The organism is Colwellia sp. SU-HH01172, assembly GCF_057553355.1.
Genome location: NZ_BAAJMB010000004.1, coordinates 183,081 through 200,272, shown reverse-complemented (window position 1 = coordinate 200,272; position 17,192 = coordinate 183,081). Strand labels below are relative to the sequence as shown.

16 protein-coding genes and 1 tRNA gene are annotated in these 17,192 nt (G+C 39.8%); 8 read left to right on the top strand and 9 right to left on the bottom strand.

All coding sequences use genetic code 11. From position 1 onward, the window contains the following. The first annotated feature begins 121 nt into the window (after positions 1-121). Positions 122-198, top strand: a tRNA-Val gene (locus AC27JP_RS12320). A gap of 80 nt (positions 199-278) precedes the next feature. On the opposite strand, the gene AC27JP_RS12315 is transcribed toward AC27JP_RS12320, so the two are convergent. The 3 genes from AC27JP_RS12315 to AC27JP_RS12305 form a co-directional block, all read right to left on the bottom strand. After that, the gene (locus AC27JP_RS12315; RefSeq protein ID WP_487115486.1) at positions 279-785 is read right to left on the bottom strand and encodes a hypothetical protein; all 507 of its coding nucleotides are present in this window, start codon (positions 783-785) and stop codon (positions 279-281) included. 553 nt (positions 786-1,338) lie between these two features. Next, complete coding sequence (locus AC27JP_RS12310; RefSeq protein ID WP_487115484.1) at positions 1,339-1,560, bottom strand: hypothetical protein; 222 nt, start codon at positions 1,558-1,560, stop codon at positions 1,339-1,341. A gap of 136 nt (positions 1,561-1,696) precedes the next feature. Beyond that, positions 1,697-1,888 (bottom strand): hypothetical protein, encoded by a 192-nt coding sequence (locus AC27JP_RS12305; protein ID WP_487115482.1) that lies wholly within the window; start codon positions 1,886-1,888, stop codon positions 1,697-1,699. A gap of 552 nt (positions 1,889-2,440) precedes the next feature. Between AC27JP_RS12305 and AC27JP_RS12300 the strand changes: the two genes are divergently transcribed. From AC27JP_RS12300 to ybaK, 4 genes are read left to right on the top strand one after another with little or no spacing between them, the layout of a single operon-like run. After that, positions 2,441-3,619 (top strand): PqiA/YebS family transporter subunit, encoded by a 1,179-nt coding sequence (locus AC27JP_RS12300; RefSeq protein ID WP_487115480.1) that lies wholly within the window; start codon positions 2,441-2,443, stop codon positions 3,617-3,619. Then, on the top strand, positions 3,612-5,270 hold the full coding sequence (gene pqiB / locus AC27JP_RS12295; RefSeq protein WP_487115478.1) for an intermembrane transport protein PqiB: 1,659 nt from the start codon (positions 3,612-3,614) through the stop codon (positions 5,268-5,270). Before AC27JP_RS12300 ends, pqiB begins: the two co-directional genes overlap by 8 nt. Further along, on the top strand, positions 5,267-5,854 hold the full coding sequence (locus AC27JP_RS12290) for a PqiC family protein (protein WP_487115476.1): 588 nt from the start codon (positions 5,267-5,269) through the stop codon (positions 5,852-5,854). Before pqiB ends, AC27JP_RS12290 begins: the two co-directional genes overlap by 4 nt. Positions 5,855-5,894: 40 nt before the next feature. Continuing rightward, a complete protein-coding gene (ybaK, locus tag AC27JP_RS12285; protein ID WP_487115474.1) occupies positions 5,895-6,362 on the top strand; it encodes a Cys-tRNA(Pro) deacylase in 468 nt (155 codons plus the stop codon). A 72-nt stretch (positions 6,363-6,434) separates the two neighbouring features. Here ybaK and AC27JP_RS12280 read toward each other — a convergent pair whose 3' ends face one another. Next, a complete protein-coding gene (locus AC27JP_RS12280; RefSeq protein WP_487115472.1) occupies positions 6,435-7,478 on the bottom strand; it encodes a zinc-binding dehydrogenase in 1,044 nt (347 codons plus the stop codon). Positions 7,479-7,638: 160 nt separating this feature from the next. Between AC27JP_RS12280 and AC27JP_RS12275 the strand changes: the two genes are divergently transcribed. Both AC27JP_RS12275 and AC27JP_RS12270 read left to right on the top strand, forming a co-directional pair. Then, the gene (locus AC27JP_RS12275; protein ID WP_487115470.1) at positions 7,639-8,097 is read left to right on the top strand and encodes a methylglyoxal synthase; all 459 of its coding nucleotides are present in this window, start codon (positions 7,639-7,641) and stop codon (positions 8,095-8,097) included. 203 nt (positions 8,098-8,300) lie between these two features. After that, on the top strand, positions 8,301-8,720 hold the full coding sequence (locus AC27JP_RS12270) for a hypothetical protein (RefSeq protein ID WP_487115468.1): 420 nt from the start codon (positions 8,301-8,303) through the stop codon (positions 8,718-8,720). 29 nt (positions 8,721-8,749) lie between these two features. Here the strand turns inward: AC27JP_RS12270 and fdhF are convergent, their stop codons facing one another. Genes fdhF through AC27JP_RS12255 form a run of 3 tightly spaced genes read right to left on the bottom strand, consistent with a single transcriptional unit; the run spans position 8,750 to position 14,065 of the window. Continuing rightward, positions 8,750-11,494, bottom strand: coding sequence for a formate dehydrogenase subunit alpha (fdhF, locus tag AC27JP_RS12265; protein ID WP_487115466.1), 2,745 nt, complete (start codon positions 11,492-11,494; stop codon positions 8,750-8,752). Further along, the gene (locus AC27JP_RS12260) at positions 11,487-13,154 is read right to left on the bottom strand and encodes an NADH-ubiquinone oxidoreductase-F iron-sulfur binding region domain-containing protein (protein WP_487115464.1); all 1,668 of its coding nucleotides are present in this window, start codon (positions 13,152-13,154) and stop codon (positions 11,487-11,489) included. The genes fdhF and AC27JP_RS12260 overlap by 8 nt, the downstream gene beginning before the upstream one ends. Further along, the gene (locus AC27JP_RS12255) at positions 13,139-14,065 is read right to left on the bottom strand and encodes a formate dehydrogenase accessory sulfurtransferase FdhD (protein ID WP_487115462.1); all 927 of its coding nucleotides are present in this window, start codon (positions 14,063-14,065) and stop codon (positions 13,139-13,141) included. The genes AC27JP_RS12260 and AC27JP_RS12255 overlap by 16 nt, the downstream gene beginning before the upstream one ends. A gap of 204 nt (positions 14,066-14,269) precedes the next feature. Here AC27JP_RS12255 and AC27JP_RS12250 point away from each other — a divergent pair, with 204 nt between their 5' ends. Continuing rightward, positions 14,270-15,934: a formate--tetrahydrofolate ligase gene (locus tag AC27JP_RS12250; RefSeq protein WP_487115460.1), complete on the top strand. Its 1,665-nt coding sequence runs from the start codon at positions 14,270-14,272 to the stop codon at positions 15,932-15,934. Between the two features lie 69 nt (positions 15,935-16,003). Here AC27JP_RS12250 and AC27JP_RS12245 read toward each other — a convergent pair whose 3' ends face one another. Both AC27JP_RS12245 and AC27JP_RS12240 read right to left on the bottom strand, forming a co-directional pair. Beyond that, positions 16,004-16,627, bottom strand: a complete 624-nt coding sequence (locus tag AC27JP_RS12245) for a 3'-5' exonuclease (protein WP_487115458.1) — start codon at positions 16,625-16,627, stop codon at positions 16,004-16,006. A gap of 77 nt (positions 16,628-16,704) precedes the next feature. Then, the gene (locus AC27JP_RS12240; RefSeq protein WP_487115456.1) at positions 16,705-17,172 is read right to left on the bottom strand and encodes an outer membrane lipoprotein; all 468 of its coding nucleotides are present in this window, start codon (positions 17,170-17,172) and stop codon (positions 16,705-16,707) included. Positions 17,173-17,192: the final 20 nt, after the last annotated feature.

Sequence of the window (17,192 nt, the reverse complement as noted above, 5' to 3'; positions counted from 1 at the left end):
GTTTGAATACAGCGCGGTTTGTTGAATTAAACAGCAAACAGATAGCGTTTTATATAAAACTACTTGCACTTGCTAAAACAGATCGCTAACATAGCGCCTCGTTGAGTCCTTCAACTTGTATACGTCCGTAGCTCAGTTGGTTAGAGCGCATCCTTGACATGGATGAGGTCGGTGATTCGAATTCACTCGGACGTACCAAACTTTATCCTTACTACCCAACAACTTACGGTGCAAATCAACCTTAACCGACCACTTTTTGTCCACCAACAAATAGATTATTAGTCGTTTCTTTTCTGTTCAAAACGTAAAACAGCTTTTGACAAATTAGCAAATAAATCTGGAACGGCGGTAACTAAGCTATTAAAAGCCGTGTACATATTATCAACAACTTGTAAATCAAGTTCTGTTGCAAGTACGTGTTGATGCTTTCTTGACTTTCTAGCAATAGAGTGACGCTTCTTTCTTAAAGCCTTTAAAACCTGATCTCTCTTTTTAATAGACTCTGGTTCTGAGCCGTTAACATCATTCCACTTAATATACACATCTTTAAAATCATCAATTTCTTGCCAAATTGCCTGACTAAAAAACGTACCATCTGGAATAGCTGAAGCTTCATTAGAAACAGCTTTTAAAGAAGTTTGTACTTGTTCGCATATATTTTCAGTTATGCCTGTCTTTTCGACAGCAAGCAAATCATTAAGCAATTGGGTTAAAGCATCTTGACGAAATTGATTAAATGCCCATAACGCTGTGCCTCGTGAGGCGTCTAGTGATTCAGTTGACATATTGACTCTCCATTTTCAATTTATGTCTGTACTACAAACGACTCAGACGGTTTAAATTACCTTAGTTTAATTGTTCGAAAAACCAGCATATAACTTATTACACTATCCTACTTAATTCAAGGCAGCGCTTTAAATACTAATCAGAAGAAAAAACTTATTAAGGAAATACTTTACCCCCCGTATTACTAGAACGGGGGGTAATGATTCAAAGCATATGACAATAAAGCAATTGTCATTAACCTTTAGGTAAACTTCTCATGATATAGACTATTTCAACGTACTCAGGATTGTTATCCAATATTTTCTGATATATTGGAGTTGGTTTGATATATGAATTAACTAGACTTCCACCAGTAGTTCTATGGGTCACCACCCATTCCCATTATGCTCCCTTAAAGCATAATCATGTGTAGTTCCACCTACAGACAAAAATAAACTAGGAGTCATTATAGAAACAACGTTCTCTTTCACCCCGCCAATTTTTCCATTGTCTGAAAACCGTTCACCTCCTCTTATAAATTTATTCCGAAGATCAGGAGTTCCATTGTCGCCATTACACAAGACCCAGCCTTGGGGGAATTTCATTATCTTCAGAATAATATGCAATAACACTTCCCGGCGGTAAAATGTGAGAACCACTTAACTGACTAGATTTTTTAGATATCTTATCTTGAATAGTTTTTTCTAAATATATATAAGAGCCACCACCAGCTAAAAAAGCAGTAACAATTAGTCCTAATATTATCAAAATCGGGTTATCTTTAATATCTTTCATAATAATCATTCCTTTAGTAATATATTTTATTTACTAATCCATATAACAGGTAAGCTCCATAAATTTAAAGCTCTTAGCTCAACCCCAAACGTTAAATAGAACTTGAACACGTTCACAACCTCAGTAAGATTTCGCGTTAACATATTTCTTTATGGTGCCCCTCAATAATCTTGCGCATATGCACACGATTCATAAAGTTAAATTCCGTTGACTGATCCCACTCTTTAGGCAGGTAATTGAATTCTTTCACCTCATAAGGCGTGGCCGTTTCATTTAGTATTTTCTCTGATAGGCGATTAAAGCGATTGAATTGCTCTCGATTCATCATAAACACTCCTTGTTCATTTAACGGTTAAGACTATTCTTTACTCATCATCAAAGCTGTCTTGCCTAGCGGGAAGAAAGAAATCATCAAAGACATTGTGGTCACAAAACTGATTCCATTGTTCAAGGAGCTGGTAATATTCTGCCAACACCTGTGAGGTAGCAGACTGATTAACGCCTTTACTTTACAAAAAACTAAAGCACTCTAGTTTAGCATTATGCATGTTAAATACTTCTTGCTTATGAGTACTTTAACTATTTACCAAGATCTGAGATAAATCTAGTCTTGTATCTCAAAAGAGTTTTATATATCTGTTTACTCACATATAAAGAGAGTCAATAATCTTAATGGATATTAATGACAAAACACTTAGGTAAATAAACCACTCACCAGATAGCAAGCTAAAATAGTCACTTGAAGACAGTTAACACCTTAACAATAACTGCAATATGATTTATTTAACTAAAATTGTTAATTAAATCATAGAGAATATATGCTAATTTATTTAAACAGGTATTAAGGTAATGGAGTTGGCTACCGCCAAACTTATCTAATTTGCAAAACCAAGAATCTCAACAAGGCGAAGTTCAATGTCATGAATGCGCCTTACAGGTAAAAGTGCCAAAGATGGCAGAAAATCAAAAAGCACAATGTCCTCGTTGTGGTTTTACCTTGAGTACAATTCATAAAAACGCTAATGAACGAATCATAGCTTTTGCCGTTACTGCATTGATTTTTTTATTAGCTTCATTGCCATTTGAATTTTTGTCATTTAGTACCAATGGCTTAGAAAACGACTTCAATCTAGTAGCAAGTTTTTGGGTGCTAATTGATAACGACTATCAAATTTTAGCGCTTATCGAGTTATTAACTATTTTTGCTATTCCGAGCTTAGTATTACTTGCTATCATTTATCTCCTTATACCTATGAGTAAAGGTTTACATCCTAAGCATGGCCGTAGAATATTAAATATGCTTTTTAAGTTATTACCTTGGTGTATGGTGGAAATTTTTCTTATTGGTGCCTTGGTGAGCTTAATAAAAATTATCTCTATGGCTGATATCGCCTTAGGCCTATCATTTTATGCTTTCACCCTATTTTCCCTATTTATGACACTGGTGGTGCTACACCTAGATCAACAACAGCTTTATCAGTTATTAAGTGAGGTTGAAAAATCACACAATATTGAAATCATACAAAGTCGTCATCAAGTGGCCCATGAAGACCCCAATATAAAAAGTCTTAGCGTACAAAAAACTTGGGCGTTATTAATAACCGCAGTTATTTTATACATCCCAGCAAATACCTTACCTATCATGACCACAAGCCTATTTGGTCAAGAAGATCCTAGTACTATCATTGGTGGCGTCATTTTATTATGGAGCTTAGGCTCATATCCCATCGCTGCTATTATCTTTATTGCTAGCGTAATCGTACCGGTAGCTAAAATATTAGTATTAGCTTGGCTAAACTATAGTGTTCAAAAACAAAGCGATACGTTAAGCTTAGAAAGGGTAAAGTGGTATCGAATAGCAGAATTTGTCGGTCGTTGGTCCATGATCGACGTTTTTGTTGTTATTGTCTTGGCAAGCCTAATACAACTGGGACCAACAATGAGTATAACGCCAGGAGCTGCAACACTAGCCTTTTCCGGTGTAGTGATTATCACTATGCTCGCCGCCATGAGTTTTGAGCCGAAATTAATTTGGAAGAATGCAAATAATTATGAATGATACCTCAACGCCGAACGCCACCGTAAAACCAGTAAAAACCGTATCTACCATATGGTTTATTCCCCTTATTGCTGTGTTTATAGGCTGCTGGATGCTTTATTACCAATGGAGTAATGAAGGCAGTGAAATAACCATCAAATTTGCAACCGCTGAAGGTATGGAAGCAGGTAAAACAAAAATAAAATCTCGCAATGTTGATATTGGTGAAGTGAAAACCATTGAGCTCGATAAATCGGGTAGTGGTGTCATCGTGACCGCTAAAATAAAAAAAACCGCTGAACAATTCCTCGTTGAAGACAGCATGTTCTGGGTGGTTTCTCCACAAATATCTCATGCCGGAGTTTCTGGTCTCAGCACCCTTATTTCTGGAGTCTATATTGAAATATCTCCAGGTGAAGGCGGTGAAGAAAGCTACAGTTTTACCGCATTAGAATCGCCACCAGTAACGCCAGTGGGCACTCCAGGTTTGCACATAACCTTAAATAGCAATGACCAATTTGCTTATGAAAAAGGCGATCCCATTATTTATAAAGGGTTAACCGTTGGACAATTTGAAGATATTTATTTTAACTTTGAAGAGCGAGTGGTTTATTACAATGCTTTTATCAAAGCCCCCTATCATCAACTTATTACTAGCAACACCAAGTTTTGGGATGTTAGTGGCCTGCGCCTCGACTTAAATGCCGATGGTATCTCGGTAAAAACAGGCAATTTTGAAACCATGTTAACAAACGGAGTGACATTTGGTATTCCTGAAGGCATGGAGATTGGAGAAAAAATTGGCGAACGTTCCTACTACGATATTTATGCAAATTATGAAGCAGCTGACGATGAAAGATACCGTCGTTCAATCGAATTTGTGGTACTGGTCAGTGACTCTATTCGCGGCCTTAACGTTGGCGCGCCGGTCGAATATCGCGGCGTACAAATAGGCAAGGTACGGTCAACAAACTTAATCTTATCTCGTCCTCAGGATAGATTAATCAAAGAAGATTTTAAAATTCCAGTGCTGATCAGTTTACAGCCAGGTCGTGTAGGCTTACCAGATAATGAAGACGGTGAAAACCTAATGGCTGAACAGAACATTTACTGGATAGAGCATGGCCTAAAGGCAGTATTACGCACTGGTAACATACTTACCGGTAGTTTATTTGTTGATTTACAGCACCGTAAAGATCAGCCTATCAGTGAAATCGCCAAATATGACAACTATCCCATCATTCCAACCAGTACAGATGATTTCTCTCAGATAACCGCAAAAGCCGAACAGTTTATGGATAACCTAAACAATATTCCGCTAAATCACCTAAGCGAAAATGCCAATCAGCTAATGTCAGAATTCACCCAAACGGCAAAAGAGCTACAAGCGGTCAGTCAAAGTTTAGACAGTGTGATTAGTCAAGTTGAGCAACAAGAAATTAGTAACCAGCTAGGCAAAACACTGCAAGGAATAAATGCCTTAACTAAAGACTTATCGTCTGGTTCAAAAGGCTACGAAGATTTGCGCATCACCTTAAAAACCTTAACCGCCACAATGAACGAGTTAAAGCCGCTATTAAATCAACTAAAGCATAAACCCAATAGTTTAATATTTAATGACGGTGAAACAATAGAGCCAGTACCGACAACACGCAATGGAGCCCAACAATGAAAACAATATTAATGCTCGCTTTATTGTCTGTTATTTCGATAACGGCGTGTACTTCAAATAACACGCCAAAAACACAATATTATCTACTTAACAGCCCCACTTTAGCGTTAAACGCTACAACAAATGAGCAACAGCCGGCAATATCGGTAACCTTACTTGAACTACCTGAGTATTTGGCACAACCTAGCTTGGTATTGCAGCTTTCCGATCACCAACTGCACTACTCTCATTTTCATATGTGGGCAGAGCCGTTAAATTTAGGATTAGCACAAGCACTAAGCCATGATTTAAATAATAACAAAAATGGCCTTAGTTTTATTGTCAGCGCAGACATAAATGCCAATAAAGATGCGGATATCATTATTAAAGTATCAGCATTTCAAGCCACCCATCAATCACAAGTATTACTAACTGGTAGCTATACAATAAATAATAAGCTTATGTCACAGCAAATGAACAAAACCAACAACTTTAATTTGTTTGTCGACTTAGATGATAATGGTTATCCTCACGCGGTGGAGAAAATGCGCCAAGCAACATCACTCTTAGCACAAGAAATATCAGCAAACATTACTAAACACTAAATTTTGAACCATAAAAACTAAACGGATATTAGTCCTTAAAATGACACCGGCAATTGTGCAACTAAATAACTTAGCGGTTTGTTACCAACTGCATCAATATCAACATGATACGGCTTGCAAATCATTTGGACTTGAGGCCGTTGAAAACTTAAACGTACCGACAGAAGTTGTCTTTAAAACCTTAGTCGTTGATGTTGACAATAACTATCTTGCCGTGGCAATTATTCCGGTAGCCCACTCACTGAGTCTAAAAAAAATAGCAAAAGCACTCAATGCTAAAAAAGTGAAAATGGCTGAAGCCAATAAAGTACAAAATTCGACCGGCTACGTGCTTGGCGGCGTCAGCCCATTAGGACAGAAAAAATCATTGAAAACGGTAATTGATATCAGTGCTAACGCTTTACAAACAGTTTTTATTAGTGGCGGAAAACGAGGTTTAGAAATAGAGCTAGCACCTGAGTCTCTGCGTAAAACACTCAAGGCTAGCTTTGCTGATATAACTGCTTAGTGCATAAGATTTAAGACTGCATTACAAACTGCCAAGCCTTAGTCTAAGTTGTTAATGACATCTTTAAAGCCCCTATTGCTGTGGCTTCAATAGCACCTTACCGTCACTTTTATGCAGCGCGTAATGATCAAGTGCTTGTGCAAAATCGTCAAAACCAACGCTGGCATAAATATCCGTTTTAAAAATACCTTGCGCAAATAGCTTCTGTACTTTTGAGCTTAACGCCAACACTTTTAATGGCGAGGCATCAGCAATATATTTTGCCAACCAAAAACCTTCAATACGAATGTCTCGAAATATCACATCAGCGACACTAAATAGGCCACCGAGGGGATCATATGTTTCCGTCAAACGCCCATAGATTATAGCCGTTGAACTATTTGGCATTGCTTTTAGCAACTTAGGAGTATCTTCTGCCGCTACCGCATCAAGTAGAACCGTGGCATTAACGGTTTTGGCACTTTGCTTTAGGCACTCATCAAAGTCCGTTTGCGTTGTTAATAAGACGGTATCCGCCCCTAGTTTCTTTAATACCGAAACATTAGCTTTACTTCGCACTGACGCGATAGTTTTTATACCTTTAAGCTTTGCATAGCGAATAACTCCTTTACCCACTTGGCTAGCTGCCGCATTAATAACAATAGCTTTTGCGCCCAACTCAATTGCACGTTCAACCATACACACCGAAGTACATGGATTAACAATAATGGTCGCCGCCTGTTCGTCACTTAACTCTTTACGCACAGGTAAGCAGAAGTTTGCCTTCGTTATTGCATATTCAGCCCAAACGCCATCGCTGCCAGGTTGAGCAGATAACGCGACACGTTTACCTTTTAGCCAGCGCCCGTAAACACCGGCGTTAGCATCAACAATAATGCCACAACCCTCAAAGCCAACAAAAGCACCATTGTTGGGCGCTAAACCATATTTACCTAACAGGTAAACTAGATCAGAAGGATTAACGGGTGCTGCCAGCATTTTCACCAACACTTGGCCTTTTCCTAATTTAGGTAACGTTTTTTCGGTTAATAATATCCGCTGTGATGACCTTAACTCGCTATCATCACTGAGCTTTAAGGCCAAGCCTTTGACCCTGTCCCTAGCAATTTCAGACAAACTAAACTCCTGTTTTTGCTTAATTAAATATATTTTATAATCAGCATACAGAAGAAAGCTAAGATGAGAAACAGCTAAGCTATAAATTAACTTTATTGCTCAAATTAGCCTTGTCGTGCCAAACTGAAAAAAGCAATAATTATTTTGACTCGAGGGAAGTATGCATTACCAACAAGTTACAGCGGCAAAACTAAAATCTATCGCGTTAGTCGCACATGACAACATGAAAGCAAATTTACTAAACTGGTGCCAACATTACAGTGATAAGCTAAGGCCACATACCTTATATGCCACGGGCACCACAGGTAGTTTATTAGCATCTGAAACGACATTAGCTATCAATAAATTGATCAGCGGTCCGTTAGGCGGTGATCAACAAATTGGCGCTATGATCACCGAGCAAGAAATCGATATGCTGGTTTTCTTTTGGGACCCGCTTGAAGCACAACCTCATGATCCTGATGTAAAAGCCCTATTACGTTTAGCGGCAGTCTGGAATATTCCCGTCGCTTGTAACCAAGCAACGGCAGACTTAATGATTAATTCATCCTTATTTGATAGTGAGTATCAAAAATCTATTCCTGATTATCAACGTTATATCGACAATCGGACACGCTAAATTAGCATCAATTGTAAAGCCCGCATTCAAAGAGCAAGAAAAATAGAAACAAACAGACAACAAAAATTAAACACTTTGGCCTTGTCGGTAACATTTATTAACATGATAATTGGTGTAAATGTACAATATGCTCTATATTTACATTCAGGAATAAAACAGCTGTTTGAAATAATTGTATACGTAACCTAGGAGCTAAATAGATTATGCGCATTACTACTAGCTTTGGTCAGATCAAAATAATTTCCCCAAATATCGCAGAGGTTGTCATTAATCAAGGTGTAGAAATTTCACTGGAATTAGTGGAAGAATACGACGCGATAATGAACCAGCACTTCACTGAAAACTATGCCGTTTTAGTCAATAGAATTAATAGTTATAGCTATGCATATGAAGCGCTACTTTGTATTGGCTCAGCTAAAAACTTAACCGCAGCAGCCATCATTAACTACAGTATGGCCAATGAACAACAAACCAAAGATTTACAATTTGTGCGCCACATGGACAACTTAAACATTAAAGAGTTTTCTGGCCTAGAGCTAGGACGCGAGAGTGCAATATCTTGGCTTAAACAGCAATTATCGACAGTGGAAAATAACGAGACGGCAGAGCAACCACCTCGCTAATTTTGCTATGGGAAGTTCAGCGCTTTTTATTAAACTGCCTCTATGCCGACAGAAACCACTTTGTATTCCGGGCACTTAGTGTGCTTATCGGTAACATCGCCGGTCACTCGGTTGATCATCAGTTCCGGAAAGTGGAAAGTTGTAAACAGTATACCTTCATTAACCTTGTCACTAACTTGTGCTTTTAAGACAATTTCGCCACGAGCTGAAAATAATCTCACTTGGCTGTCATCGATAATATTTTTCTGCGCAGCATCTCGACTATTAATTAGCAACACATCTTCACTGACAATATCACCGTTACCTGTGCGTCGCGTCATGGTACCACAGTTGTAATGCTCTAAATTACGACTGGTAGTGAGTATATAAGGAAATGTCTGACCATTTTTCTCAATTTCAACACTTTCTTCAAATGGATAAAAATGAAAACGTCCTAAACCGCGTTTAAATGATTCAAGGTGCAATATTTGCGTATCCTTGCCTCCTTCTTCCACCGGCCATTGCAAACCATCTTCACCTAAATTATGCCAAGTAATACCAGCAAAAAATGGTACCACTTGTGAAATTTCCTCAAGCATAGTATCTGCTTGATAATCTGCCTGTTGATAACCCAAAGCATTCATCATTTCAACAATGATTTGGCCATCGGTTTTACAGCCAGCTTTAGGCGTAACCACTGCATTAACTTTTTGTACTCGGCGCTCACCATTAGTAAAAGTACCACTTTTCTCTAAAAACGATGTCCCTGGCAGCACAACATCAGCCATTTTCGCGGTTTCAGACATAAAGATTTCCTGAACAATCAGTAAGCCTAAGTTTGAAAGGCTAGCGACAACATGTTGTTGGTTCGGATCGGTTTGTACGACATCTTCACCTAAAATCCATAACGCTTTTAAATCCCCCGCCAGTGCGGCATTGAACATTTCAGGTATTTTATAGCCAATTTCTTTTGGCATATCAGCGTTATAATGCTCTTGATAATATTGATGGTTCTCATCAGTATCAACAGGAAAATATCCTGCCCCTTGATGCGGCTGACACCCCATATCTGCTGCGCCCTGAACATTGTTTTGGCCACGCAAAGGGTTCATACCAACACCACGACGGCCGATATTACCGGTTAGCATAGTTAAGTCAGCAATACACATAATTGCGCGACTGCCTTGTGAGTGCTCAGTAACACCTAAACCATGAAAGCTCATGGCATTCTTCGCGGTGGCATATGCGATAGCAGCATCACGCACTAACGCTTTATCAACACCCGCCACTTCGGCAAGTTGCTCAATATTAAGCGCCATAATGGCATCGTGATAGCTTTGATATTCTTCCGTGCGACTATCGACAAAACTGGTATCAACGAGCCCTGCCTCAATAATGTAATACGCCATCATATTCAATACCGCAACATTTGTGCCTGGGCGTAATTGAATATGCCATTGCGCATAACGCGCCAGTTCAGTTTCTACTGGGTCAATAACAATTAGCGGCGTACCTTTCATAACTTTTTGCTTTATTTTCGCGCCAGTCACCGGATGCGCCGCTGTTGGATTAGCACCAATAAGCATAATAAATTCAGTGTCTTTAATATCATCAATTGAATTTGTTGCCGCGCCAGTACCAAAGCTTTTTTGCATGCCATAAGCAGTTGGTGAATGACAAACACGCGCACAACAATCAATATTGTTAGTGCCCAACACCACACGGATCATTTTTTGTAATAAGTAATTTTCTTCGTTGGTACAACGTGCTGATGAAATACCTGCAATAGCATCGCTGCCATGCTTGTCTTTAATCGACAGTAAACGTTCGGCTAAATATTCAAATGCCCGTGCCCAAGACACTGGCGTTAACTCGCCATCAAGACGAATTAACGGTGTGGTTAATCGGTCGGGATGATTATAAAAACGCCACGCATAACGCCCTTTTAAGCAAGTATGTCCGGCATTGACCGCCGCATCTTTTGGTGCCTCTATCGATAAAATTTCATTATCTTTCACCGATACCTCTAAATTACAACCCACACCACAGTACGAGCAAATGGTGCGAATTTTTTCCGCATCTGGTGTTCTGTTGGCTCGAAAGACATCGCTAATCGCACCGGTTGGACAAGTTTGTGCACAGGCGCCACAGGAGACGCAATCAGAATCATCAAAACTAACATCTTGGCCTTTTATTATGCGGGTATCAAAACCACGACCAACGGCAGAGAGTACTTGTTCACCTTGAATTTCATCACAAGCACGTACACAACGATTACAATCAATGCATAACGACAAGTCCATTCGCATATAGGGATGGTCATCATCTTTACTTACCGCCGGCAAAGTATCACTACTCTGCTTGCCACGACTTTCTATGTTACCGAAACGAATTTCTCTAACACCTGTGGCAACGGCAACATCTTGTAGCTCACAATAATGATTTGATGGGCATTCTTCACAGTTATCTGGGTGGTCACTCAATACCAGTTCAACGATATTCTTACGTAATTTATCCACCCGTGCTGAATTAGTAAAAACATGCATACCATCTGAAATTGGCGTATGACAAGATGCCATAACTTTCTTCGGACCATCGGCCGATAAAGCAATATCAACTGAACAAACTCGACAACTTCCGTAAGCATCAAGTCGAGTATCATCACACAAAGTTGGAATTTTATGCTGTTCACTTTGCTCCAGCCGACGGCTAAATTCGAGTACAGTTTCACCGGCGGTTATTTCATGGGCAACACCATTTAAGAAGGCAATCTTTTTATCAATAGAATTAGACATGAGCTTGCTCCGATGTAGTCACACTTTGCTTAATGTAAGGGCGAATTTCGTCTGAAAAATACTGTAAGATATTTTGAATAGGTAAAGGTACCCCACCACCTAAAGCACATAACGAGCCCAACTGCATAGTTTCAAGTAAGTCATCAAGCAACGCTCGGTCAAGCAACTGTTTCCCAGCAATGGCATCTTGCACCATTTCTTGACCTCGAACTGAGCCCAGCTTACATGGATAGCATTTACCACACGACTCAGCGGCGGTAAACTCAAACAAATGCTCGATATAGTCAATCATCGACAGCGACTCAGGCAAGCCAATCACACTAGCATGACCGAGTAAAAAACCATTTTCAGTAAATGATTCAAAATCTATGGTCAATTTTTCAATGGCAGAAATAGGTACCACACCACCGAGTGGCCCACCAATATGAAGCGCCTTTAAAGGTCTAGCAAAGCCACCCGCCAGTGCAAAAAGTTCAGCTAATGGCATGCCCATTGCCACTTCGTAAATACCCGGTTTATTGAAACTGCCATCTAACGAAACCAGTTTACTACCCGTCGATTTGCCATTGCCCAGAGCTAAATATTGCTCTGCACCTTTACTCAAAATAAAATTAATGGAAGCAAAAGTTTCAACATTATTGAGTATGGTTGGGCAACCAAATAATCCACTTTGCGTTGGAAAAGGAGGTCGCACCGACACTAACGGTCGCTGTCCTTCAATAGAGCGTAATAACGCGGTTTCTTCACCACAAATATAAGCGCCAGCACCACGAATAATTTTAAAGCTAAAGTTAAACGGTAAATCTTTTAACAGCTCTAGAGCTTCAAACTCGCCAATAGCCTGTTCAGTTGCTCGAATAGCTTGCGGGTATTCATCACGAATATAAAGCACACCAGTTTCCGCGCCTGACAAATATCCCGCCATTAACATGCCAAATAATACAGAATGTGGTCTTTGCTCTAAAAGGTAACGGTCACTAAAAGCGCCTGCATCACCTTCATCGGCATTACAAACTATGTATTTTTCATCGCCAACTACGTCGCGGCATGAACGCCATTTAAAGCCGGTAGGAAAGCCAGCACCACCACGACCACGAAGGCCAGAATCAGTAATTTTTTGCAATAATTCATCAGCAGAAAACTGGGCAACTTCAGTTGAGAAGACTTGATAATATTGTGCTATGTCGTCAATTTCTGCGGTCAATATCGGTTGTGCTAAATCAGATGCAACATAGTAATGCTCTAATGACTTTATACTTCCCGCGTCAATAATTTCCGCAAGATTTTCAATATCTTTACCAGAATAATTTTCTTGGTTTATTTGGAAGGCACTATTTTCTGCACAGCGACCTAAGCAAGTCACATGACCAATTTCATCCACTTGGAAATGCGTTTGCAGTTTGGTCATTACATCCGTTTGAGTTTCAGCACATAAACATGACGAGCCATTACAAACGTAGGCTTTTTTATTGGCATTGTCACCATCAATAAAATCATAGAAACTGGCGGTACCATGGACAACGGCTTCACCAATCAATAATTTTTTCGCTAACGCTTTACGCGCCGCTTTTGACTTGGAATCTTCACCAATGGCAAGCTCTTGAAATAACGTGTGGTCAATGCCTTGGCGTTTTGCCAGTGCCGTTAAATTTTTTGACATTTTTCCTCCAATGGCAATAATCGCCAATCACCATGGTATAAATTAAATCCGCTTTTTGTGGTAAAGCCAATTAAGGTTAAATTAAAACGTTTCGCTGCTAATATTGCCAATTCAGATGGCGCACCAACGGCTATAAGCACAGCAACACCAGCCATCACGGTTTTTTGAACAATTTCAAAACTTATTCGGCCACTCACCAGCACACAATGTTGCAATGAGTTGATGTCTTTTTGCATCAAGCGAGCACCCAGTAATTTATCCAAAGCATTATGGCGGCCGATATCTTCTTTTATATCAACCACCTCTCCTAAACCATTAAATAAAGCCGCCGCGTGTGAGCCACCGGTTTGGACAAACTGAGATTGCTCTACTCGCATACGCTCTGGCATTGAACATATTGTCTCAAATGATAACCAATGCTTTGTTTGGCTTAAGCTCGGTGGATTTTTCAACTCTAACGATTTTAATGATGTCGTGCCGCATAAACCACAACTACTATAGGTAACTTGAAAACGCTCAAGTGACTTTATATCAGGCACAACACCGGTATTTAGTTTCACTTCCCACTGGTTCTCAGTAATGACACCATTAGATGAATTGGCTTCTTCGTCGTCAACTTCTGGTAAAATGCTAGTTATCTGCTGATAGTTTTGTATTGCCCCTTCTGAAAGCAATAAACCAATAATCAGCGCCTTATCATCACCCGGCGTGCGCATGGTAATCGAGAATACTTGACTTAAATGTTCAGCATGATCCGCTAATTTCCACAACAGTCGTATTTGCAAAGGCTGTTCAATAATAACGTGATCACGTTGCAGCTCTCGACTGCCCGATTGATAACGAAACTTACTCAGTTCAGTTGTTGCGGGGTCTACCGGAGAAACTACTTGTACTGATGCCTTAATATTCATACTTAATTAACAATAAATAACTCAATAAAAATCTTAATTGATAATACCTTGTAACTTTCTTAGTGGAAAGCTGACGCTACTAATGTGCCGCTTTATAAATCAACAAATCGTATAGCTTTTGTTGCAAATCAACTATTGCTCGGTAAATTAAGTATAGATTAGCTTCACTAACGTTAATAACTATTACAAAAATTAGGAAAGCATATGGCCACCGATGTTGAAATTGCACAACAATTTACTCCCCGACCGATAACAGAAATTAGTAACGCATTAAATATCTCACCGGAAGATTTAAACCCATATGGTCGAGATATCGCAAAAGTTGATGTTAACGCATTAAAAAAACCACAAAACAAAAAAGGCCGATTGATCTTGGTCTCTGCCACTACACCAACACCATCAGGTGAAGGTAAAACCACAACAACAATAGGGTTAGGACAAGCATTTACTCAGTTAAATGAATCAGTATGCTTGGCGTTAAGAGAGCCCTCTCTAGGGCCATGTTTAGGTATGAAAGGTGGTGCGACGGGCGGTGGTTATAGCCAAATTATGCCAGGCGATCGAATTAACTTACATTTTACTGGTGACTTTCACGCCATCACCAGTGCCAACAACTTATTGTCAGCGGCAATCGATAACCATATTTATCAAGGCAACGACTTACATATCGACCCAAGACAAATCGTTTGGCGTCGCGTGATGGACATGAACGATCGCAGTTTACGAAAAATTGTTTTAGGTTTAGGCGGGAAAATGCAAGGTATACCTCGCGAAGGTGGCTTTGATATTACCGCTGCATCAGAAGTGATGGCAATGCTTTGCTTAGCCAATGACGCAAGAGACCTTAAAAAACGCTTAGACCGCACGCTGATTGGTTATACCTACGAAGGTGAACCAGTCGTTGCTAAGCAGTTAAAAATTACTGGCGCCATGATGGCGTTACTACGCGATGCATTACAACCTAACTTAGTGCAAAGTTTTGAAGGCACACCTGCCTTTGTTCACGGTGGTCCATTTGCCAATATTGCCCATGGTTGCAATAGTGTTATCGCAACTAAAATGGCGATGCATCATGCCGACTGGGCAATTACCGAAGCCGGTTTTGGTTTTGATTTAGGCGCAGAAAAATTCTTTGATATCAAATGCCGTATTGCCGATTTAGACCCCGACGTTGTGGTACTGGTGACAACTGTTCGCGCCTTAAAAATGCACGGTGGGAAAAACAAGAATAATTTAGTTGAAGAAGATACTCCTGCGGTTCAACAAGGTTTAGAAAATTTAGATAAACATATTGAAAGTGTCGCGCTTTTTAATAAACATGCGGTGGTTGCACTAAATCGTTTTGCCACCGACACAGATGACGAAATTGGCATTATTCGCAACCGTTGTATTGAATTAGGCGTTTCATTTTCTGAAACTCGTCATCATGCAGAAGGTGGTAAAGGTGCAATTGATTTAGCAAAAATGGTCATGTCAGCAGTTGATAAAAGCAAACCTTTCATCCCATTATATCAACTAGACGAACCGGTATTAGAGAAGGTAAGAATTGTTAGTCAAGCCATGTATGGCGCAGATGACGTAGCGTTTTCTAAACAAGCGGAAAAAGATCTCAAGCATGTCGAGCAATTAGGCTTAACCCATTTGCCTATTTGTATCGCCAAGGCACCCAGTTCCTTGTCGGACGATCCACTGCTACACGGCCGGCCTCGTGATTTTGAAGTCACGGTAAGTTCAATTCAAATCAATGCTGGCGCAGGTTTTTTAGTGGTATTAACTGGTAACATTATGCGGATGCCAGGCTTACCTAAACACCCAGCAGCAAATGATGTTGAATTACTCGACAATGGCCTGATCACAGGTGTCGAATAATCAAAGAAAATAGTTAAATAATTTGCAAATACAAAGGGTAGCTTTCGCTATCCTTACTTTTTCTGACAGCTAACTCAAGGTATTAGCGTATCGACTCAACACCTTAGCGACTTGTGCTTTTGGTGTTTTCGCAACGCGCTGAATTAAACTAAAAGGTATATTTTCAACCCCGTAGCTTTCACTAATATCATCAAGAATGTTAAGCCAAAGCTTAGCGGTCATTTGGGCATCGAATAATGCTCTATGAAAATTACCATCAGCGGCAATATTTTTATAGTCAATCAAGGTGCCAAGTTTATGGTTCGGGGCATCTTGATAAATACGACGAGAAACTAACAACGAACAGCTAAATTCACCGATAACATCTTGGCCAATACGGGCAAATTCTGCCGCTAAAAAGCGACTATCGAATGAAGCGTTGTGCGCCAATAAATTACTATCGCCAATAAAATCAGCAAAGTTCGCCATCACTTGTTTACAAGGTGGCGCAGTCGCCAACATGCGGTTGGTAATACCGGTATAGTTTTCAATAAAACCGTTAATGCGTCGCCCTGGATTCATCAAGGCTTGAAATTTATCCACCTCAATACCGTTTTCCAATTTTACCGCTCCAATTTCAATTGCACGGTCACCTTGGTCGGGTGATAACCCCGTGGTTTCAAAATCGAGTACCACGATAGAACTTGCTAACACTCGGCTATCCTTTTGTATTTTTTCATCAAATAAAGCGCAAATTATCGCATAGGAGTGCTTAACTTAAAATTACCAAGCTACATTTGTTTATCAATACGTACCGAGCCATTAGCCAAATAAATCATGCGAATTTGGTCTTTTGGCTGAAATAACATGCGACGATCGAGGTCTTGTACCACCATATATTCATCACCATTTTCAACTTTGATCATCAGTTCGACTAAATGCAGTGTCTTTTCTCGATATTCTGGATTGCGATTGTGAGCAACTGAACCACCAATAATAGCGCCTAAAATTGTTGCAACATCTCGACCACTGCCGCTACCAAATTGATTACCGATGGCACCACCAATAAGTGCGCCGCCAAAGGTTTTCCAGCCTTGGTTTTTATCTCGAAGTAATTCTTGCTCAGTAATATTGCGCACTGAAAGAACTTGTCCAAACAGCACCTGCTCAACAGGCACCGCTTTATTTCTGTCGTAATCGGCGTGAGCAAAAGGTATTAATGCCAGCCAACACATTAACGATAGGTAAAAAGCTTTCATACCGCTCTCCTTATTCATCA

Bases quoted from the DNA above. Each gene is read 5' to 3' on its own strand.
- AC27JP_RS12240 (WP_487115456.1), bottom strand. From the start codon at position 17,172: ATGAAAGCTTTTTACCTATCGTTAATGTGTTGGCTGGCATTAATACCT.
- AC27JP_RS12290 (WP_487115476.1), top strand. From the start codon at position 5,267: ATGAAAACAATATTAATGCTCGCTTTATTGTCTGTTATTTCGATAACG.
- ybaK (WP_487115474.1), top strand. From the start codon at position 5,895: ATGACACCGGCAATTGTGCAACTAAATAACTTAGCGGTTTGTTACCAA.
- AC27JP_RS12305 (WP_487115482.1), bottom strand. From the start codon at position 1,888: ATGATGAATCGAGAGCAATTCAATCGCTTTAATCGCCTATCAGAGAAA.
- AC27JP_RS12260 (WP_487115464.1), bottom strand. From the start codon at position 13,154: ATGTCAAAAAATTTAACGGCACTGGCAAAACGCCAAGGCATTGACCAC.
- AC27JP_RS12275 (WP_487115470.1), top strand. From the start codon at position 7,639: ATGCATTACCAACAAGTTACAGCGGCAAAACTAAAATCTATCGCGTTA.
- AC27JP_RS12315 (WP_487115486.1), bottom strand. From the start codon at position 785: ATGTCAACTGAATCACTAGACGCCTCACGAGGCACAGCGTTATGGGCA.
- fdhF (WP_487115466.1), bottom strand. From the start codon at position 11,494: ATGTCTAATTCTATTGATAAAAAGATTGCCTTCTTAAATGGTGTTGCC.
- AC27JP_RS12250 (WP_487115460.1), top strand. From the start codon at position 14,270: ATGGCCACCGATGTTGAAATTGCACAACAATTTACTCCCCGACCGATA.
- AC27JP_RS12255 (WP_487115462.1), bottom strand. From the start codon at position 14,065: ATGAATATTAAGGCATCAGTACAAGTAGTTTCTCCGGTAGACCCCGCA.
- AC27JP_RS12270 (WP_487115468.1), top strand. From the start codon at position 8,301: ATGCGCATTACTACTAGCTTTGGTCAGATCAAAATAATTTCCCCAAAT.
- AC27JP_RS12310 (WP_487115484.1), bottom strand. From the start codon at position 1,560: ATGAAAGATATTAAAGATAACCCGATTTTGATAATATTAGGACTAATT.
- pqiB (WP_487115478.1), top strand. From the start codon at position 3,612: ATGAATGATACCTCAACGCCGAACGCCACCGTAAAACCAGTAAAAACC.